An 18,620-nucleotide genomic window follows, 5' to 3' on the forward strand; every position below is an offset into this window, starting at 1 on the left:
GATCCCGCGCTAGAACCCCCACCGGACCCGGGCGCGGATGGCTGCGCCGCGGGCGATGTCTGTTGGAAGAATTTGCCTTGCGCACCGAAACCCGCGGCATGGCCCTGGCGCTGATCTGCATGATCGGCGCGGTGGTGGCCTCGAACTACCTGGTCCAGTTCCCGATCAACGACTGGCTGACCTGGGGCGCCTTCACCTATCCCCTGACCTTCCTGGTCACCGACCTGACCAACCGCTTCTTCGGCCCGCACCGTGCCCGCCAGGTCGCCTATGCCGGCTTCGCCATCGCCGTGGTGCTGTCGCTGTGGCTGGCCGATTGGCGCATCGCCGTGGCCTCCGGCACCGCCTTCCTGGTCGGGCAGCTGCTCGACATCCACATGTTCAACCGGCTGCGCCGCGCCGCCTGGTGGCAGGCGCCCTTCGTCGGCTCGGTCCTGGGCTCGGTGGTCGACACCGGCATCTTCTTCACCATCGCCTTCGCCGGCACCGGCCTGCCGATCCTGAGCCTGATGGCCGGCGACCTCTCGGTGAAGCTGGCCTGCGCGCTGCTGTTCCTGGCGCCGTTCCGCGCGCTGATGAACGTTGTGATGCCGATGCCGACGCTGCAGAACGGCTGATCCAGCCCGATGCGAGTTGATGATTTCGATTTCGATCTGCCGCGGCAGCTGATCGCCGACCGGCCCGCCGAGCCGCGCGACGCCGCGCGGCTGCTGGAGGTCGAGGCGGGCGGGCTGATGACCGGCCCCGAGCTGACCGATTGGCATGTGCGCGACCTGCCGGGCCTGCTGAAGGCCGGCGACGTGCTGGTGGTCAACGACACCCGGGTGATTCCGGCGCGGCTGCGCGGCAAGCGCGGCCTGGCCGGGGTCGAGATCATGCTGCACCAGCCGGTCGACGCCGGGCGCTGGCGCGCCTTCGCCCGCCCGGCGAAGAAGCTGAGCCCCGGGGACAGCATCGTCTTCGCCGAGGACTTCACCGCCACGGTGATTGCCAAGGGCGAGGGCGGCGACGTCGAGATCGCCTTTAACGACCCGGCCGCGCTGGCCGACCAGCTGCAGCGCCATGGCGAGATCCCGCTGCCGCCCTATATCGACCGGCCGGACGGGCCGGATGCGCGCGACCTCGACGACTACCAGACCATGTTCGCCGCCCATGACGGGGCCGTCGCCGCGCCGACCGCGGGGCTGCACTTCACCCCGGCGCTGCTCGACGCCCTGACGGCGCGCGGCGTCGAGACGGTGCGGCTGACGCTGCATGTCGGCGCCGGCACCTTCCTGCCGGTCAAGGCCGAGACCGTCGAAGAGCATGTGATGCATGCCGAGCGCGGCGTGCTGACCGCCGAGGCCGCCGCCCGGATCAACGCCGCCCGCGCCGCCGGCGGCCGGGTCGTCGCGGTCGGCACCACCAGCCTGCGCCTGCTGGAGAGCGCGGCGGGGGAGGACGGCGCGGTCCACCCCTTCACCGGCAGCACCGCGATCTTCATCACGCCCGGCCACCGCTTCCGCGTCGTCGACCTGCTGGTGACCAATTTCCACCTGCCGCGGTCGACCCTGTTCATGCTGGTATGCGCCTTCGCCGGGACAGAGTGGATGAAGCAGGCCTATGCCCATGCCATCGCGACCGGCTATCGCTTCTATTCCTATGGCGACACCAGCCTGCTGCACCGTCAGACCGCCCCATGACAGATCCCGCCTTCCGCTTCGAACTCCTGGGCCGTGACGGCGCCGCCCGCCTCGGGCGCGTGCACACCGCCCATGGCGTGGTCGACACCCCGACCTTCATGCCGGTCGGCACCGCCGCCACGGTGAAGGCGATGAAGCCGGAGGACGTGGCCGCGACCGGCGCCCAGATCGTGCTGGGCAACACTTACCACCTGATGCTGCGGCCGGGGGCGGAGCGGGTGGGCCGGCTGGGCGGGCTGCACCGCTTCATGAACTGGCCCGGCCCGATCCTGACCGATTCCGGCGGCTTCCAGGTGATGTCCTTGTCCAAGCTGCGGCGCATGGACAAGGACGGGGTGACCTTCCGCTCGCATCTCGACGGCAGCGAGCACCGGCTGACGCCGGAGCGGTCGACCGAGATCCAGCACCTGCTCGACGCCACCATCACCATGGCCTTCGACGAGTGCACGCCGTTCCCGTCGGAGCCGGAGGTGGCGGCCAGCTCGATGCGGCTGTCGATGGCGTGGGCGAAGCGGTCGCGCGACGCCTTCGTCGCCCGGCAGGGCTATGGCCAGTTCGGCATCGTCCAGGGCAGCGTCTACCCCGACCTCCGCGCCGAATCCGCCGCCGCGCTGGCCGCCATCGGCTTCGAGGGCTACGCCATCGGTGGGCTGGCGGTGGGCGAGGGGCAGGAGCGGATGTTCGCCGCCCTCGACGTCACCACCCAGGTGCTGCCCGAGGACCGGCCGCGCTATCTCATGGGCGTGGGCAAGCCGTCCGACCTGGTCGGGTCGGTGCGCCGCGGCGTCGACATGTTCGACTGCGTGCTGCCGACCCGGTCCGGCCGCACCGGCCAGGCCTTCACCCGCCGCGGCACGGTCAACATGCGCAACGCCCGGCACCAGGATGACGGGCGGCCGCTCGACGAGGCCTGCCGCTGCCCGGCCTGCCGCCAGTACAGCCGCGCCTACCTGCACCACCTGATGCGCAGCGAGGAGGTGCTGGGTCTGATGCTGCTGACCACGCACAACCTGACCTATTATCAGGACCTGATGGCCGGGCTGCGCGGCGCCATCGCCGCCGGCACGCTCGACGCCTTCACCGCCGCCTTCGAGGCGGAACAGGCGCAGGGCGACATCCCGGCGCTGTAGGAGACGAGGACCATGGCCCGCAAGGCGCCCACGGCAGGCAAGGCAAAGGGCGTCGAGGCGCTCACCCAGCTCGGCCAGGCCACCACCCTGCCGGCATCGCCGGAGGCGGCGGTGCTGGAGACGGTGGCGAATCCGCGGCCGAAGCAGCTGTACCTCGTGCGCTTCACCGCGCCGGAATTCACCTCGCTGTGCCCGATGACCGGGCAGCCGGACTTTGCCCATCTGGTGATCGACTACGCCCCGGCGGCGAAGATCGTCGAGAGCAAGTCGCTGAAGCTGTTCCTGGGGTCGTTCCGCAACCACGGCGCCTTCCACGAGGACTGCACCGTCAAGGTCGCCGAGCGGCTGATCAAGGCGATGAAGCCGCGCTGGCTGCGCATCGGCGGCTACTGGTACCCGCGCGGCGGCATCCCGATCGACGTGTTCTACCAGAGCGGCCCGGCGCCGGACGGGCTGTGGCTGCCCGACCAGGGCGTGCCGCCCTACCGCGGACGGGGATGACCGGCGCAGCCGACATCAAGGACCGGATCAGGGCCGAGGCGAAAGCGCTCGGCTTCGATAGCGTCGGCTTCGCCGCAGCGGTGCCGGACCCGAAGCTGAGGGAGCGGCTGGCGCTGTTCCTGGCCGAAGGGCAGCACGGCGAGATGGGCTGGATGGAGGCGAATGCCGACCGCCGGGCCGATCCCCTGACCCTGTGGCCGGAGGCGCGCACCGTGCTGTCGCTCGGCCTCAACTACGGCCCGGCGGAGGATCCGCTGCCGCTGCTGCAGCAGCGGGGGCGGGGCGCGATCTCGGTCTACGCCCAGGGCCGCGACTACCACGACGTGGTCAAGAAGAAGCTGAAGGCACTGGGTGGCTGGATCCACCGCAGCTTCAACACCGAACTGAAGGTCTTCGTCGACACCGCCCCGGTGATGGAGAAGCCGCTGGCGATGCAGGCCGGGATCGGCTGGCAGGGCAAGCACACCAACCTGGTGTCGCGCGACTACGGCTCCTGGCTGTTCCTCGGCGAGATCTACCTGGCGATCGAGCTGCCGCCCGACGCGCCCGAGCGGGACCATTGCGGATCCTGCCGCGCCTGCCTCGATTCCTGCCCGACCGCGGCGTTCCCCACGCCCTACCGGCTGGATGCAAGGCGCTGCATCTCCTACCTCACCATCGAGCACAAGGGCCCGATCCCGCACGAGCTGCGGCCGCTGATCGGCAACCGCATCTATGGCTGCGACGACTGCCTGGCGGTGTGCCCCTGGAACAAGTTCGCCGAGATGGGGCGCGAGGCGGCGCTGGCGCCGCGACCGGAGCTGAACGGCCCGGCCCTGGCCTCGCTGCTGGGATTCGACGATGCCGGCTTCCGCGCGGCCTTCGCCGGGTCGCCGATCAAGCGCATCGGCCGCGACCGCTTCCTGCGCAACGTGCTGGTCGCCGTCGGCAACAGCGGCGACGCGGCGCTGGCGCCGCTGGTCGAGCCGCTGCTCGACGATGCCGCGGCCACGGTGCGCGGCGCCGCCGTCTGGGCGCTCTCCCGGCTGCTCGGCCCGGCCGGGCTGCGCCGCCTCGCTTCGGCCCGGTCGGCGGATCCGGAGGCGGAGGTCCGCGAGGAATGGCGGGTCGGGATCGCCGCCGCCAACTGATCGCCCGGCTTGCATTTCCGGGGCGCAGGGCGTATCAACCGCGCCGTCGTCAATCCCACACGCGGGCATCGCGGCCTGACCACAGCAGTGGCTCGGTCGCTCCGGTGCTTTTCGCCATATCCGCAATCCCGCGGTCAGGCGAGGGGCAAGGCCCGCGGCGGAACAACCGGAAAAGGACATTCCGACCATGGCTACGCCGACCTTCACCATGCGCCAGCTCCTCGAAGCCGGGGCGCATTTCGGCCACCACACCCGTCGCTGGAACCCGAAGATGGGCCCGTTCATCTTCGGCGTGCGCAACGGCGTGCACATCATCGATCTCGAGCAGACCGTGCCCCTGCTGCACCGCGCGCTCGACGCGGTCCGTGACGTCGTCGCCAATGGCGGCCGCGTCCTGTTCGTCGGCACCAAGCGCCAGGCGCAGGACCAGATCGCCGAGGCGGCCAAGCGTTGCGGCCAGTACTTCGTCAACCATCGCTGGCTCGGCGGCATGCTGACCAACTGGAAGACGGTGTCGCAGTCGATCAAGCGCCTCAAGGAGATGGACGAGCAGCTGTCCCAGGGCGCGCTCGGCCTGACCAAGAAGGAGCAGCTGACCCTGACCCGCGAGCGCGACAAGCTCGAGAAGGCGCTGGGCGGCATCCGCGACATGGGCGGCCTGCCCGACATCCTCGTCATCATCGACACCAACAAGGAGTCGATCGCGGTGCTCGAGGCCACCAAGCTCGGCATCCCGGTCGTCGCCGTGCTCGACAGCAACTCCAGCCCGGACCACATCACCTTCCCGGTGCCGGGCAATGACGACGCGCTGCGTGCGATCGAGCTGTACTGCGAGCTGTTCTCCGGCGCCGTCATCGCCGGCATCCAGGCCGAGATGAGCGCCAGCGGCACCGATGTCGGCGCCCTCGAGGAGGCGCCGGTCGAAGAGGCCCTGCCGGAGGCCGAAGAGGTGCCGGTCGTCGAGGCCGGCGAGCCGGAACAGCCGGCCGCCTGAGGCGACAACGATACCGGGGCGGCCCAGACAGCCGCCCCTTTCTTTCGATGAGGGCGCTTGCGACCGCAGACTGGGCGCAGCGCCGAACGAACCGAATACGAGGACGATATGGCAGAGATCACCGCAGCGCTCGTGAAGGAGCTTCGTGAGAAGACCGGCGCCGGCATGATGGACTGCAAGAAGGCGCTCGGCGAAGCCGGCGGCGATCTCGAGGCCGCGGTCGACTGGCTGCGCAAGAAGGGCCTCGCCGCCGCCGCCAAGAAGGCCGGCCGCGTCGCCGCGGAAGGCCTGGTCGGCGTCGCCGTCGAAGGCAACCGGGGCGCGCTGGTCGAGGTCAATTCCGAGACCGACTTCGTGTCGCGCAACGACAAGTTCCAGGGTCTCGTCTCGACCCTCGCCGGCCTCGCCCTCAAGGCCGACGGCAAGGTCGAGGCGCTGGCCGCCAGCGCCTATCCCGGCACCGGCCGCACCGCCGCCGAGGAGGTGACGCACCTGGTCGCCACCATCGGCGAGAACATCAGCCTGCGCCGCAGCACTGCCCTGTCGGTGTCGAACGGCGTCGTCGCCGCCTATGTCCACAGCCCGGTCGCCCCGGGCCTCGGCAAGATCGGCGTGCTGGTGGCGCTGGAATCGACCGGCGACAAGGCCAAGCTCGAGGCCTTCGGCAAGCAGGTCGCGATGCATGTCGCGGCGGCCCGGCCGGATGCGCTGCACGTCGCTGACGTCGATGTCACCGCCCTGGACCGCGAGCGCAGCGTGCTGGCCGATCAGGCGCGGGCCAGCGGCAAGCCCGAGGCGATCATCGAGAAGATGGTCGAGGGCCGGCTGCGCAAGTACTACGAGGAAGTGGTGCTGCACGAGCAGGTCTGGGTGCTCGACGGCGAGAGCAAGGTCCGGCAGGCGATCGAGGACGCGGCCAAGTCGGTCGGCGCCCCGGTCACCGTCACCGGTTTCGTCCGCTTCGTGCTCGGTGAGGGCATCGAGAAGGAGCAGGGCGATTTCGCGGCCGAAGTGGCGGCCACGCTCGGCCGCTGACGTCGGAAAGAACGCGGATCCGCGACGCTGAGGGAGTGGGACGACATGGCGAAGGCCGCCCAGTATCGACGGGTGCTGTTGAAGATTTCCGGGGAAGCCCTGATGGGCGACCAGGAGTACGGCATCGACCCGAAGATGGTGGAGCGCATCGCCGATGATGTCGCCCAGGTCCACGCCCTCGGCGTCGAGATCTGCATGGTGGTCGGCGGCGGCAACATCTTCCGCGGCATGAGCGGCGCCGCCTCCGGCATCGAGCGGGCGACCGCCGACTACATGGGCATGCTGGCCACCGTGATGAACGGGCTGGCGCTGCAGAGCGCCTGCGAGCACAAGGGCCTGCACACCCGCGTGGTCTCGGCCATCCCGATGCAGACGGTGTGCGAGCCCTATATCCGGCGCCGGGCGATCCGGCACATGGAGAAGGGCCGCGTCGTCATCTTCGTCGGCGGCACCGGCAACCCGTTCTTCACCACCGACACCGGCGCCGCGCTCCGTGCCTCCGAAATGGGGTGCGACGCGCTGCTGATGGGCAAGCAGGTGGACGGCGTCTACGACGCCGATCCGCTCAAGGTTGCAGACGCCAAGCGCTTCGACCGCTTGACCTACATGGATGTGCTGGCAAAAGATCTCCGCGTCATGGACCATGCGGCGATCTCGCTGGCGCGTGAGAACAAGATCCCGATCCTCGTCTTCTCCATCAACGAGCATGGCGCGTTTGCGGAGGTGGTCGCGGGGCAGGGGCGCTACACAATCGTTACCGAGGAGGGCTGAGCGTGGCCAAAGCCGATCTCGAAGACATCGACCGCCGGATGACCGGCGCCATCGAGTCTCTGCGCAAGGATCTCGGCGGTCTCCGCACCGGCCGTGCCAGCGCCAGCCTGCTCGAGCCGATCACGGTCGATGCCTATGGCGCCCAGATGCCGCTCAACCAGGTCGGCACCATCGGTGTGCCGGAGCCGCGGCTGCTGACCGTCTCGGTCTGGGACCGCAGCATGGTCAAGGCGGTGGAGAAGGCGATCCGCGACTCCGGGCTCGGGCTCAACCCGCAGACCGAAGGCCAGACCGTGCGCGTGCCGCTGCCGGATCTGAGCGAGGAGCGCCGCCGCGAGCTGACCAAGGTCGCCGGCAAATACGCCGAGGCCGCCCGCGTCGCAGTGCGCAATGTCCGCCGCGACGGCATGGATATGCTGAAGCGGCTGGAAAAGGACCACGAGATCTCCGAGGATGAGCACAAGCGCCTGGCCGACGAGATCCAGTCCCTGACCGACCGCCACATCCGCAAGGTCGACGAGGTCGCGGCGCAAAAGGAAAAAGAAATCCTTCACGTCTGAGCAGCGGGATGCACCGTTTCGCCCCCAAGGCCGAAGACCACCCCGCGCTCCACGTCGCCATCGTCATGGATGGCAACGGTCGCTGGGCGACTGGCCGCGGCCTGCCGCGCACCCTGGGCCACCGCAAGGGCATCGACGCCGTGCAGCGGACGATCGATGCCGCGATCGCGCTCGATGTCGGCTACCTCACGCTGTTCGGATTCTCGACCGAGAACTGGCGCCGTCCGATCCTCGAGGTCGGCGAGCTGATGAAGCTGCTGCGCTTCTTCCTGCGTGGCGAGCTCAAGGCGCTGCACCGCAAGGGCGTCCGGCTGCGCTTCATCGGCGACCGTGCCCGGCTGGCGCCCGACATCGTCGACCTGCTGGTCGAGAGCGAGACGCTGACCGAGGGCAACACTCAGCTCAACCTGACCGTGGCGCTGAGCTACGGTGGGCGGCAGGAGATCACCGAGGCGGCGCGCCGGGTGGCGCGGGACGTCGCCGCCGGCACCCTGGCGCCGGAGGCGATCGACGAGGCGCTGTTCGCTGGGCGCCTGTTCACCGCCGACTTGCCGGACCCCGACCTCCTGATCCGAACCAGTGGCGAGCAGCGGATCAGCAATTTCCTGCTGTGGCAGGCGGCTTATGCCGAGCTGGTCTTCGTCGACACGCTGTGGCCGGATTTCGGGCATGCCGAGCTCGAGGCGGCTCTGACCGAATTCCGCAGCCGTGAACGTCGGTATGGCGCCGTCGGTGGCCAGTAAGCCCAGCAATCTCTCGCTGCGGATCCTTTCCAGCCTCGTTCTCGGACCGCTGATCCTCGCCACCGTCTACATCGGCGGCTGGGAGTTCGCCGTCATCGTGGCGCTGCTGGCGCTGCTCGGCGTCGACGAATGGCTGCGCCTGGTGCTGCCGCGGCCGCCCGCCGACTGGCTGCGCGGCCTCGCCGGGGCCGGCATCGTCGCGGTGGCCGTTGCATCGCTCTGGGGCGGTGCGGTGGCCGGGCTGGTGGTTCTGGCGGCCGCGACCGTGCTGCTCGACATCCTGCTCAACCTGCGCCTCGGCGCCCCGGGGCGGATGCCGGCAATGGGGCTGCCCTATCTCGGCCTGACCGTGGTCGCGCTGCTGCACCTGCGCCTTCATGGCTGGCAGGCGGTGGCCTGGCTGCTGCTGGTGGTCTGGGCCACCGATATCGGCGGCTACATCTTCGGCCGCTGGATCGGCGGGCCGAAACTGGCGCCGCGCCTCAGCCCGAAGAAGACCTGGGCCGGGCTGATCGGTGGCGCCGTGCTGGCGGCCCTGGTTGGGGCAGTCGCGGCCGCGCTGTTCGGCCGCGGCGCATCGCCGGTCCTGGCCGGTGTCCTGGCTGTGCCCCTCGCGCTGATCTCCCAGGCCGGGGATCTCGCCGAATCCGCGGTCAAGCGGCGCTACGGCGTCAAGGACAGCGGCCAGCTGATTCCCGGCCACGGCGGCGTGCTCGACCGCATCGACGGGCTGCTCGCCGCCGCCCCGGTCTTTGCCTTGTTCATCGCTTTCCTGGATGTACCATTCCCATGATCTCCACCCCGTCGTCAGACCATCCGCGCTCGGTCACCATCCTCGGCGCCACCGGCTCGGTCGGCGCCAGCACCGTCGACCTGCTGAGCCGGACGCCGGAGCGGTTCCAGGTCGAGGCGGTCACGGCCAACCAGGATGCGGAAGGGCTGGCCAAGATCGCCCGCCAGCTCGGGGCGCGCTATGCCGCGGTGGCGGATGAGGCGGCCTATCCGGCGTTGAAGGCGGCCCTGTCCGGCAGCGGCATCGAGGTCGCCGGCGGCGCCGAGGCGGTGGTGGCCGCCGCGGCCCGCCCCGCCGACTGGGTCATGGGTGCGATCGTCGGCGCCGCCGGGCTGCTGCCGATCCTGACCGCGATCCGGCGCGGCGCCATGGTCGCCTTCGCCAACAAGGAGTGCCTGGTCTGCGCCGGCGCCCTGATGATGGACGAGGTCCGGCGGCACGGCGCCACGCTGCTGCCGGTCGACAGCGAGCACAACGCCATCTTCCAGGTGTTCCAGCCCGGCGCCGCGGTGCGCCGCCTGATCCTGACCGCCTCGGGCGGCCCGTTCCGGGAATGGAGCCGCGAGCAGATGGCGACGGCGACGCCGGCCCAGGCCGTGGCGCACCCGAACTGGAGCATGGGCGCCAAGATCTCGGTCGACAGCGCCACCCTGATGAACAAGGGGCTGGAGCTGATCGAGGCCTCGCATCTCTTCGCCATCCCCGAGGACAAGATCGAGATCGTGGTCCACCCGCAATCGGTGATCCACAGCCTGGTCGACTATGCCGACGGCTCGGTCCTGGCCCAGCTCGGGGTGCCCGACATGCGGGTGCCGATCGCCTACACCCTGGCCTGGCCGGAGCGGATGGAGACGCCCTGCGCGGCGCTGGACCTGGCCAAGATCGCCCGGCTCGATTTCCAGCCGCCGGATCCGGAGCGATTCCCGGCGCTGCGCCTGACCCGCGAATGCCTGCGGCAAGGTGGCTCAGCCGCCACCGTGCTGAACGCCGCAAACGAGGTCGCCGTGGCGGCTTTCCTGGCCGGCAAGATCGGCTTCCTCGACATCGAACGGATCGTCGAGCACACCCTTGCCATGATTCCGGCACAAGCTGTCGCGACTCTGGCCGAGGTCTTCGCCATCGACGCCGAGGCCCGGCGCTACGCCGCCGCACTTTGATTTCGGGATCGAGGCGCCTACATAGCCCCTCGGCAAGAGGTTCGCGCGGATGACGTTGTTCACCTATCTGATCCCGTTCCTGGTGGTTCTGACCGTGCTCGTGTTCGTGCACGAGTTCGGGCACTACTGGGTCGCCCGCCGCAACGGCGTGCGGGTGGAGACCTTCTCGATCGGCTTCGGGCCCGAGATCTTCGGCCGGACCGACCGCCACGGCACCCGCTGGAAGTTCAGCCTGGTGCCGCTCGGCGGCTACGTGAAGATGTTCGGCGACGCCGATGCCGCCTCCAGCCCGGCCACGGGCACCCTGGACGGCATGACCGAGGACCAGCGCGCGGTCTCCTTCCACCACAAGCGGGTGGGGCAGCGCGCGGCGATCGCCGCGGCCGGGCCGGTCGCCAATTTCCTGTTCTCGATCGTCGCCCTGTTCTTCCTGTTCATGATCGGCGGCCATCCCTTCCCGCCGGCCGTGGTCGGCGACGTGTCGGCGAACGGTGCCGCGGCCCAGGCCGGGATCGCGGCCGGCGACCGCATCACCAGCGTCGACGGCAAGGCGGTCGACCGCTTTGCCGAGCTCGGCGCCGCTATCCGCGGCGGCAATGGCAAGCCGGTCACGCTCGGCGTCGACCGGGACGGCAAGCCGCTGAGCTTCGAGCTGACGCCGCGCCAGGAGAGCGTGCCGACCACCGATGGCGGCACCGCCACCATCTGGCGGCTCGGCATCGCCGCCGACACCGGCCCCTACGGCGTCGTCGCCGCGGCGAAGATGTCGGTCAGCGAGAGCTGGGCGATCGTGTCGATGACCGCCTCCGCCCTGGGGCAGATCGCGACCGGGCAGCGCGGCACAGAAGACCTCGGCGGCCCGATCCGGATCGCCCAGATGTCCGGCGAGGTCTACCAGGTCGGCATCGTCGCCCTGCTGTGGTTCATGGCGATCCTGTCGATCAATCTGGGGCTGATCAACCTGGTGCCGATCCCGATGCTGGACGGCGGCCATCTGCTGTTCTGCGCGATCGAGGCGATCCGCGGGCGCCCGCTGGGCGCGCGCGCCCAAGAATACGGTTTCCGCCTGGGGCTCGCTTTGGTATTAACCCTGATGCTCTTCGCGACCTGGAACGATCTGGTACAGCTCAGGGTCGTGGCCTTTTTCAAAGGCTTGGTCTCCTGACCGGGGGTGTAGTACCAAACCGCGGTGAGACCGACTCATCGAGGTTTGCAGTCCGCCGTCGCGGGCCGGCGGGCGTCCGCCGAGCCTTGCCGGTCCCAGCCCATCGGGATCGGAAGGTCTGAGTATGAGTTTGAGGGGAAAGCAGAAACCGATGTCGACCGTGACCTCCCGACTCTGGCTCGCGGCCGTGGCGGCTGTTGCCCTTGGTACCGCGCCGATGGCCGCGCCGGCCCAGACCCGCGGCGGCGGCGGCACCATCGCCGACGTCAAGGTCGAGGGCTCCGAGCGCATCGAAGCCGCGACCGTGATCTCCTACATGTCGATCAAGCCGGGCGACGACTACAGCGACCGCGGCGTCGACGAATCCGTCAAGAGCCTGTTCGCCACCGGCCTGTTCTCCAACGTCACGATCCATCGCCAGGGTTCGACGCTGGTGGTGGTGGTCGAAGAGAACCCGATCATCAACCAGATCGCGTTCGAGGGTAACAAGCGCTTCGACGACACCAAGCTGACGGCCGAGATCGAGGAGCGCCCCCGGCAGGTCTACACCCGGACCAAGGCCCAGAGCGACGCCGACCGCATCCAGCAGCTGTACCGCCGCGGCGGCCGCTTCGCGGCTGCGGTGGAGCCGAAGATCATCAAGCTCGACCAGAACCGCGTGAACCTCGTCTTCGAGGTCAAGGAAGGCGACCTCGCCAAGATCGAGGCCGTCAATTTCGTCGGCAACCGGGCGTTCAGCAACAGCGCCCTGACGGACGAGATCCTGACCAAGGAGAGTCAGTGGTGGAACATCCTCGCCTCCAACGACACCTATGACCCCGATCGCCTGGCGGTCGACCAGGAGATGCTGCGCCGCTTCTACCTGAATCGCGGCTACGCCGATTTCCGGGTGGTCTCGGCCGTGTCGGAACTGGCGCCGGATGGCGAAGGCTTCTTCATCACCTTCACGGTGGACGAGGGCGAGCGCTACAAATTCGGCAAGATCGACGTGAACAGCGCCCTTCCCGGTGTGAATGTCGACGAGCTCAAGACCGTCCTCGTCACCGATGAGGGCGACTGGTACTCCAGCAAGGCCGTCGAGGATTCGATCACGGCGCTGACGCAGTATCTCGGCGACAAGCAATACGCCTTCGTCGACATCCAGCCGACGGTGCAGCGCAACCGCGACGACAAGCTGATCGCGATCACCTACGAGATCGCCGAAGGGCCGCGGGTCTTCGTCGAACGCATCGACATCAGCGGCAACGTCCGCACCGCCGACGAGGTTATCCGCCGCGAATTCGAGCTGGCCGAAGGCGACCCGTTCAACTCGTCGCGGCTGAAGCAGTCCGAGACCAACATCCGCAACCTCGGCTTCTTCAGCAAGATCGACATCAAGCCGAATCCGGGTTCGGCGCCGGACCAGACGGTGATCGCGGCCGCGGTGACCGAGCAGTCGACCGGCGAAGTGCAGCTCGGCATCGGCTATTCCACCAGCGACGGTCCGCTCGGCGACGTCACGGTGCGCGAACGCAACCTGCTCGGACGCGGCCAGGACCTGCGGCTGTCGACCTCGCTCAGCGGCGTATCCTCGCAGATCGACCTGAGCTTCACCGAGCCCTACTTCCTGGACCGCAACCTCGCGGCTGGCTTCGATCTGTTCCGCACCACCCGCAACAACCAGAGCTTCAGCAACTACGACGAGAGCACCACCGGCTTCGCGCTGCGCATGGGCTATCCGTTGAGCGAGAACCTGCGGCAGACGCTGCGCTACCGCCTGGCCTATCGCGATGTGTCGAACGTCGATGACGAGGCCTCGCGCTTCATCAAGGACCAGGAAGGCGCGACGCTGAGCTCCTCGGTGCAGCAGACCTTGACCTATGACCGGCTGGACAGCCGCATCAACCCGACCGACGGCTACACGCTCAGCCTGACGAACGAGGTCGCGGGCCTCGGCGGCGACGTGGCCTACTTCAAGACCGCGGTCAACGCCGACTGGTACTACCCGGTCACCGACACGATGGTCCTGAACATCGGGGGGCAGGCCGGCAACATCATCGGCCTCGGCCAGGATGTCCGGATCAACGACCGAACCTTCCTCGGCGGCAACTCCTTCCGCGGCTTCGAGACCGCCGGCCTCGGGCCGCGCGACCTGAGTTCGAAGGACAAGGATTCGCTGGGCGGCAAGAACTTCGCCGTCGGCACGGTCGAGCTCAGCTTCCCGCTTGGCCTGCCCAGCGAATTCGCGCTCCAGGGGCACACCTTCACCGATTTCGGCACGGTGTTCGGATTGGACAAGGGCGACACCGGCGACGGTGTCGTCGACGAGGCCGCCCTGCGCGCCTCGGCCGGCGTGGGCGTGTCCTGGGGATCGCCGTTCGGGCCGATCCGGCTCGACTATGCCTACCCCATCCTAAAGCGCGACTACGACAAGCAGGAGCAGATCCACATCAGCTTCGGCTCGAGATTCTGATTGATGCGGCGTCGGCTCGCCTCCGGGCTCGCACGGCTCCCGATGGCGGCTCCGGGCGCTGCCTGGGAGCCGCAGGGCGCTGCCAAGGTCGCCGTCGTCACCACCGAGCCGTGAGCAGAGAGAGCGCCCATGCCCGATCCGCGATTCTTTCGCAGCGCCGGTCCGTTCCCGCTCGGCCGCCTGGCCGAGATCGCCGGGGCGAGCCTTGCGCCCGGGGTTGACCCGGCGCGGATGATCGTCAGCGTCGCGCCGCTCGACGCGGCCGGGCCGGACGACATCAGCTTCCTCGACAACCGCAAATACGTCGACGCCTTCGCCGCCAGCACGGCCGGCGCCTGCGTCGTCGCGCCGGCCCTGGCCGACCGGGCGCCGGCCGGCATGGCGCTGCTGCTGACGCCCAAGCCCTACAAGGGCTACGCGCTGGTCGCCCAGGCCTTCTTCCCGGTGTCGGCGCCGCGGCCGGGCATCGCGCCGTCCGCCAGCGTCGACCCCTCGGCCACGATCGGGGCGGGATCGGAGATCGGGCCGGGGGCTGCGATCGGGGCGGGGGCGGAGATCGGCGCGGGATGCCGGATCGGCCCCAACGCGGTGATCGGCGCCGGCGTCGTGCTGGGGGACCGCTGCATCATCGGGGCGGGCGCTTCGCTGAGCCATTGCCTGGTCGGGGCGCGGGTGACGATCTATCCCGGCGCGCGCATCGGCGAGGACGGCTTCGGCTTCGCCATGGACGCCGAGGGCCATGTCCGCCTGCCGCAGCTCGGCCGCGTCATCATCGAGGACGATGTCGAGGTCGGGGCCAACTCCACCATCGACCGCGGGGCCGGCCCGGACACGGTGATCGGGCGGGGGGCGATGATTGATAATCTGGTGCAGATCGGGCACAACGTGCAGGTCGGACGGGGCGCCGTCATCGTCGCGCAGGCAGGCGTGGCGGGGAGCACCAAGTTGGGCGATTTCGCCGTTCTTGCCGCCAAGGCCGGTGTCGCGGGCCATCTCACCATCGGTGCGGGGGCGAGGATCGCCGCGAATGCGGGGGTGATGCGCGATGTCGACCCCGGCGCGGAGGTCGTGGGTGCGCCGGCGATACCGAAGCGGCAGTTTTTTCGGCAGCAGGTCATGCTAGCGCGTCTAGCCGAAGGGAAGGGCGACTGAGATGGGTGGAGCCGCCGGCGACGAGAAGGATCTGTCGCAGCTGGACATCGTCGGGATCATGGAGCTGATCCCGCATCGCTATCCGATGATCCTGGTGGATCGCGTGGTCGACATCATCCCGGGCGACAGCTGCACCGGCATCAAGAACGTCACCATCAACGAGGGCTTCTTCCAGGGCCATTTCCCGCGCCGGCCGGTGATGCCGGGGGTGATGATCGTCGAATCGATGGCGCAGACCGCCGCCATCCTGGTGGTCAAGACGCTGGGCGAGGACGCCAAGGGCAAGCTGGTCTACTTCATGACCGTCGACAACGCCCGGTTCCGCCGTCCGGTCACCCCGGGCGACAGCATGCGTGTCCACGTCAAGCGGCTGCAGCAGCGCCGCAACGTCTGGAAGTTCTCGGGCCAGGTGAAGGTCGACGACGTGCTGGTGGCCGAGGCCGAGTTCGCCGCCATGATCATGGACGATCTATGACATCCGAGATCCACCCGTTATCGCTGGTCGACCCGGCCGCCAAGCTGGGCGCCGGCGTCAAGATCGGCCCGTTCTGCACCGTCGGCCCCCATGTCGCGCTGGGCGACGGGGTCGAGCTGATCTCGCATGTCGTGATCGCCGGCCACACCAGCATCGGGCCGAACACCAAGGTGTTCCCCTTCGTCTCGCTCGGCCTGCCGCCCCAGGACCTGAAGTTCTCCGGCGAGAAGTCGCAGCTGATCATCGGCGCGAACAACGTCATTCGCGAGCACGTGACCATGAATCCGGGCACGCGCGGCGACAAGATGAAGACCGTGGTCGGCGACAACTGCATGTTCATGGTGAACACGCATGTCGCCCATGACTGCATCCTCGGCAGCCACATCATCATGGCGAACAACGCCGTACTGGCCGGCCATGTCACGATCGAGGACCACGTCATCATCGGCGGCAACAGCGCCATCCACCAGCACATCCGCCTCGGCGCCCATTGCTTCATCGGCGGCATGACCCCGGTGCGCAACGACATCATCCCCTTCGGCCTGGCCATCGGCGAGACCGCGACGCTGAACGGGCTGAACCTGGTCGGCCTGAAGCGCCGCGGCTTCACCAAGCCGCAGATCCAGTCGCTGCTGGCGGCCTATCGCACCCTGTTCGACGAGGACACGGTGTTCGCCGAGCGCCTGGAAACCACGCGCGAGAAGTTCGGCGACAACGAGATCGTGCAGCGCATCCTGGCCTTCATCGACGCCGATGCCGGCCGCAACGTGATGCAGCCCGCCCGCCGACGGCATGCCGGATAAGCTTGGCATTCTGGCCGCTGCCGGCCCGCTGCCGGGGCGGCTGGTCGAGGCCTGCCGCCATGCCGGGCGCGACTTCGTCGTGGTCGCCTTCCGCGGCATGACCGATCCGGCGCTGGTCACCGACGACCTGCCGCATTTCTGGACCCGCCTGGGGGCCGCCGGCCGCTGGATCGGCGAGCTGAAGCGCCTGGGCGTCGGCACGCTGTGCCCGGTCGGCAACATCCGCCGGCCGAGCCTGTTCGAGCTGATGCCCGACTTCAAGGCGGTGCGCATCCTCACCCGCATCGGCTTCTCCTCGCTCGGCGACGACGCGCTGCTGACCTCGCTGCGCCGCATCCTCGAGGAGGAGGGTTTCCACCTCGTGGCGCTGCACGAGGTGATCGACGACTTCCTGGCCAAGCCCGGCCTGCTGACCCGGCTGGGGCCGGACGAGATGGCCCAGGGCGACATCGACAAGGCCCGCGAGATCGCGCGTGAGATCGGCCGGCTCGACATCGGCCAGGGCGCAGTGGTGCAGCACGGCTACGTCCTGGCGGTCGAGGCGGCGGAGGGCACCGACGCGATGCTGCGCCGCTGCGGCCCGCTGGCCCGGCCGGGCCCGGGCGGCGTCCTGGTCAAGGCGAAGAAACCGCAGCAGGACATCCGGCTGGACCCGCCGACCATCGGGGTCACCACGGTCGAGCTTGCCGCCGCCAACGGGCTGCGCGGCATCGTGGTCGAGGCCGGCGGCGCCATGATCATCGATGCGGAGGCGGTGCGGCAGGCGGCCGACCGGCTCGGCCTGTTCGTGCTGTGCCTGGCGGAGGGCGAGTGATGGCGTCATCGGCGGCGCCGCACATCTTCCTGGTCGCGACCGAGCCCTCGGGCGACCTGATGGGCGCCAGCCTGATGGCGGCGCTGCGCCGGCGCTGCGGCGACGGGGTGCGCTTCAGCGGCGTCGGCGGCGCCCGCATGGCGGCGGAGGGGCTGGACACCCTGTTCCCGCTGGCCGACATCGCGGTGATGGGCGCGGTCGAGCTGGTGCCGCAACTGCCCCGGCTGTTCAACCGCATCCGCCGCACCGCCGAGGCGGCGCTGGCGGCCAAGCCGGACGCGCTGGTGTCGATCGACGGTCTGGCCTTCAACGCCCGGGTGGCGGCCCGGCTGGCCGGCCGGTCCTTCCCGATCGTGCATTTCGTCGCCCCCAAGGTCTGGGCCTGGCGGCCGGGCCGGGCGCGCAAGCTGGCCGGGCTGGTCGACCACCTGATGGTGCAGCTGCCCTTCGAGCCGCCCTGGTTCGAGCGCTACGGCCTGCCCACCACCTATGTCGGCCACCCGATCATCGAGACCGCGGCCGGGCAGGGCGACGGCGCCCGGTTCCGCCAGGCGCATGGCATCGCCGCGGACGCGCGGCTGCTGACCGTGCTGCCCGGCAGCCGGCGCGGCGAGGTCGAGAAGCTGCTGCCGGTGTTCGGCGAGGCCCTGCGGCGGCTGGCGGCCCGCCATCCCGGTCTGCGGGTGGCGGTGCCGACGGTCGAGACGGTGGCGGAGCTGGTGCGCGCGGCGGCCCGATCCTGGCCCGGCGACCCGATCCTGATCGAGGGCGACGCCGAGAAATACGACGCTTTCGCTGGCAGCGACGCGGCACTCGCCGCCTCCGGCACCGTGGCGCTGGAGCTGGGCATGGCGCGGGTGCCGAGCGTGATCGCCTACCTGATCAACCCGCTGACGGCCTTTGTCGTCCGGCGCCTGCTGACCACCAAATACGCCAATCTGGTCAACATCATGCTGGACCGCCCGGCGGTGCCGGAGCTGCTGCAGGAGAACTGCACGCCGGACAAGCTGGCCGCGGCGATCGACCGGCTGCTGACCGACCCGGCGGCGGTGGCGGCGCAGCGCGAAGCCTATGCCGAGGTGGCGCGGATGATGCTGCTGCCGGACGGCGCCGTGCCCGGCGACCGGGCGGCCGATGTGGTGCTGGATGTGATTCGCCAGGGCCGGCGGCCGGCCTGACCCCGCCCTAGGCGTAGGTTGGGCTCGCCGGAGGCGAACCCAACATGGTTCCGCCAAGCCGGCATGAACGTTGGGTTCGCGAGAC

The 18,620-nt window shown here is 69.5% G+C and carries 19 protein-coding genes; all 19 read left to right on the plus strand.

Annotated elements, in window-relative coordinates:
* The first annotated feature begins 77 nt into the window (after window positions 1-77).
* The 19 genes from AB4112_RS13600 to lpxB all read left to right on the plus strand — a co-directional run bounded on the left by AB4112_RS13600 (window position 78) and on the right by lpxB (window position 18,535).
* A complete protein-coding gene (locus AB4112_RS13600) occupies window positions 78-617 on the plus strand; it encodes a queuosine precursor transporter (protein ID WP_441720356.1) in 540 nt (179 codons plus the stop codon).
* A 9-nt stretch (window positions 618-626) separates the two neighbouring features.
* Window positions 627-1,682 carry a tRNA preQ1(34) S-adenosylmethionine ribosyltransferase-isomerase QueA gene (gene queA, locus AB4112_RS13605; RefSeq protein ID WP_441720358.1) on the plus strand — a complete coding sequence of 352 codons (1,056 nt, stop codon included), beginning with the start codon at window positions 627-629 and terminating at the stop codon, window positions 1,680-1,682.
* A complete protein-coding gene (gene tgt / locus AB4112_RS13610; protein WP_441720360.1) occupies window positions 1,679-2,812 on the plus strand; it encodes a tRNA guanosine(34) transglycosylase Tgt in 1,134 nt (377 codons plus the stop codon). The genes queA and tgt overlap by 4 nt, the downstream gene beginning before the upstream one ends.
* Before the next feature lie 12 nt (window positions 2,813-2,824).
* Entirely contained in the window at window positions 2,825-3,313 is a 489-nt protein-coding gene (gene queF / locus AB4112_RS13615) for a preQ(1) synthase (RefSeq protein WP_441720362.1), read from the plus strand.
* On the plus strand, window positions 3,310-4,443 hold the full coding sequence (queG, locus tag AB4112_RS13620; protein ID WP_309796423.1) for a tRNA epoxyqueuosine(34) reductase QueG: 1,134 nt from the start codon (window positions 3,310-3,312) through the stop codon (window positions 4,441-4,443). Before queF ends, queG begins: the two co-directional genes overlap by 4 nt.
* A gap of 187 nt (window positions 4,444-4,630) precedes the next feature.
* Entirely contained in the window at window positions 4,631-5,437 is an 807-nt protein-coding gene (rpsB, locus tag AB4112_RS13625; protein WP_441720364.1) for a 30S ribosomal protein S2, read from the plus strand.
* Window positions 5,438-5,545: 108 nt separating this feature from the next.
* Window positions 5,546-6,472, plus strand: coding sequence for a translation elongation factor Ts (tsf, locus tag AB4112_RS13630; RefSeq protein ID WP_309796426.1), 927 nt, complete (start codon window positions 5,546-5,548; stop codon window positions 6,470-6,472).
* Window positions 6,473-6,517: 45 nt separating this feature from the next.
* Window positions 6,518-7,243, plus strand: a complete 726-nt coding sequence (pyrH, locus tag AB4112_RS13635) for a UMP kinase (RefSeq protein ID WP_309796428.1) — start codon at window positions 6,518-6,520, stop codon at window positions 7,241-7,243.
* A gap of 38 nt (window positions 7,244-7,281) precedes the next feature.
* Window positions 7,282-7,803, plus strand: a complete 522-nt coding sequence (frr, locus tag AB4112_RS13640) for a ribosome recycling factor (RefSeq protein ID WP_374710639.1) — start codon at window positions 7,282-7,284, stop codon at window positions 7,801-7,803.
* Window positions 7,804-7,811: 8 nt separating this feature from the next.
* The gene (gene uppS / locus AB4112_RS13645) at window positions 7,812-8,546 is read left to right on the plus strand and encodes a polyprenyl diphosphate synthase (protein WP_309796432.1); all 735 of its coding nucleotides are present in this window, start codon (window positions 7,812-7,814) and stop codon (window positions 8,544-8,546) included.
* A complete protein-coding gene (locus tag AB4112_RS13650) occupies window positions 8,536-9,339 on the plus strand; it encodes a phosphatidate cytidylyltransferase (RefSeq protein ID WP_441720368.1) in 804 nt (267 codons plus the stop codon). The genes uppS and AB4112_RS13650 overlap by 11 nt, the downstream gene beginning before the upstream one ends.
* Window positions 9,336-10,496 (plus strand): 1-deoxy-D-xylulose-5-phosphate reductoisomerase, encoded by a 1,161-nt coding sequence (locus AB4112_RS13655; protein WP_441720370.1) that lies wholly within the window; start codon window positions 9,336-9,338, stop codon window positions 10,494-10,496. The genes AB4112_RS13650 and AB4112_RS13655 overlap by 4 nt, the downstream gene beginning before the upstream one ends.
* 49 nt (window positions 10,497-10,545) lie before the next feature.
* Window positions 10,546-11,661 carry an RIP metalloprotease RseP gene (rseP, locus tag AB4112_RS13660; RefSeq protein ID WP_309796440.1) on the plus strand — a complete coding sequence of 372 codons (1,116 nt, stop codon included), beginning with the start codon at window positions 10,546-10,548 and terminating at the stop codon, window positions 11,659-11,661.
* 151 nt (window positions 11,662-11,812) lie between these two features.
* Window positions 11,813-14,113 carry an outer membrane protein assembly factor BamA gene (bamA, locus tag AB4112_RS13665; protein ID WP_309796442.1) on the plus strand — a complete coding sequence of 767 codons (2,301 nt, stop codon included), beginning with the start codon at window positions 11,813-11,815 and terminating at the stop codon, window positions 14,111-14,113.
* A 129-nt stretch (window positions 14,114-14,242) separates the two neighbouring features.
* The gene (gene lpxD, locus AB4112_RS13670; RefSeq protein WP_309796443.1) at window positions 14,243-15,265 is read left to right on the plus strand and encodes a UDP-3-O-(3-hydroxymyristoyl)glucosamine N-acyltransferase; all 1,023 of its coding nucleotides are present in this window, start codon (window positions 14,243-14,245) and stop codon (window positions 15,263-15,265) included.
* A gap of 1 nt (window position 15,266) precedes the next feature.
* Window positions 15,267-15,740: a 3-hydroxyacyl-ACP dehydratase FabZ gene (gene fabZ / locus AB4112_RS13675; RefSeq protein WP_309796445.1), complete on the plus strand. Its 474-nt coding sequence runs from the start codon at window positions 15,267-15,269 to the stop codon at window positions 15,738-15,740.
* Complete coding sequence (gene lpxA / locus AB4112_RS13680; RefSeq protein WP_309796447.1) at window positions 15,737-16,543, plus strand: acyl-ACP--UDP-N-acetylglucosamine O-acyltransferase; 807 nt, start codon at window positions 15,737-15,739, stop codon at window positions 16,541-16,543. The genes fabZ and lpxA overlap by 4 nt, the downstream gene beginning before the upstream one ends.
* Window positions 16,533-17,357: an LpxI family protein gene (locus AB4112_RS13685; protein WP_309796449.1), complete on the plus strand. Its 825-nt coding sequence runs from the start codon at window positions 16,533-16,535 to the stop codon at window positions 17,355-17,357. The genes lpxA and AB4112_RS13685 overlap by 11 nt, the downstream gene beginning before the upstream one ends.
* Window positions 17,357-18,535, plus strand: coding sequence for a lipid-A-disaccharide synthase (gene lpxB / locus AB4112_RS13690; RefSeq protein WP_441720374.1), 1,179 nt, complete (start codon window positions 17,357-17,359; stop codon window positions 18,533-18,535). The genes AB4112_RS13685 and lpxB overlap by 1 nt, the downstream gene beginning before the upstream one ends.
* Window positions 18,536-18,620: the final 85 nt, after the last annotated feature.

Origin of the sequence: Inquilinus sp. 2KB_23 (assembly GCF_052115705.1) — a bacterium.
Classification (GTDB): Bacteria; Pseudomonadota; Alphaproteobacteria; order DSM-16000; family Inquilinaceae; genus Inquilinus; species Inquilinus ginsengisoli_A.

Excerpts from the sequence above, each read along its gene's own strand:
- bamA (WP_309796442.1), top strand. The coding sequence starts at position 11,813 with ATGTCGACCGTGACCTCCCGACTCTGGCTCGCGGCCGTGGCGGCTGTT.
- rpsB (WP_441720364.1), top strand. The coding sequence starts at position 4,631 with ATGGCTACGCCGACCTTCACCATGCGCCAGCTCCTCGAAGCCGGGGCG.
- queG (WP_309796423.1), top strand. The coding sequence starts at position 3,310 with ATGACCGGCGCAGCCGACATCAAGGACCGGATCAGGGCCGAGGCGAAA.
- uppS (WP_309796432.1), top strand. The coding sequence starts at position 7,812 with ATGCACCGTTTCGCCCCCAAGGCCGAAGACCACCCCGCGCTCCACGTC.
- lpxB (WP_441720374.1), top strand. The coding sequence starts at position 17,357 with ATGGCGTCATCGGCGGCGCCGCACATCTTCCTGGTCGCGACCGAGCCC.
- fabZ (WP_309796445.1), top strand. The coding sequence starts at position 15,267 with ATGGGTGGAGCCGCCGGCGACGAGAAGGATCTGTCGCAGCTGGACATC.
- lpxD (WP_309796443.1), top strand. The coding sequence starts at position 14,243 with ATGCCCGATCCGCGATTCTTTCGCAGCGCCGGTCCGTTCCCGCTCGGC.
- frr (WP_374710639.1), top strand. The coding sequence starts at position 7,282 with ATGACCGGCGCCATCGAGTCTCTGCGCAAGGATCTCGGCGGTCTCCGC.
- tsf (WP_309796426.1), top strand. The coding sequence starts at position 5,546 with ATGGCAGAGATCACCGCAGCGCTCGTGAAGGAGCTTCGTGAGAAGACC.
- rseP (WP_309796440.1), top strand. The coding sequence starts at position 10,546 with ATGACGTTGTTCACCTATCTGATCCCGTTCCTGGTGGTTCTGACCGTG.
- pyrH (WP_309796428.1), top strand. The coding sequence starts at position 6,518 with ATGGCGAAGGCCGCCCAGTATCGACGGGTGCTGTTGAAGATTTCCGGG.
- tgt (WP_441720360.1), top strand. The coding sequence starts at position 1,679 with ATGACAGATCCCGCCTTCCGCTTCGAACTCCTGGGCCGTGACGGCGCC.
- queF (WP_441720362.1), top strand. The coding sequence starts at position 2,825 with ATGGCCCGCAAGGCGCCCACGGCAGGCAAGGCAAAGGGCGTCGAGGCG.
- AB4112_RS13685 (WP_309796449.1), top strand. The coding sequence starts at position 16,533 with ATGCCGGATAAGCTTGGCATTCTGGCCGCTGCCGGCCCGCTGCCGGGG.
- queA (WP_441720358.1), top strand. The coding sequence starts at position 627 with ATGCGAGTTGATGATTTCGATTTCGATCTGCCGCGGCAGCTGATCGCC.
- AB4112_RS13655 (WP_441720370.1), top strand. The coding sequence starts at position 9,336 with ATGATCTCCACCCCGTCGTCAGACCATCCGCGCTCGGTCACCATCCTC.
- lpxA (WP_309796447.1), top strand. The coding sequence starts at position 15,737 with ATGACATCCGAGATCCACCCGTTATCGCTGGTCGACCCGGCCGCCAAG.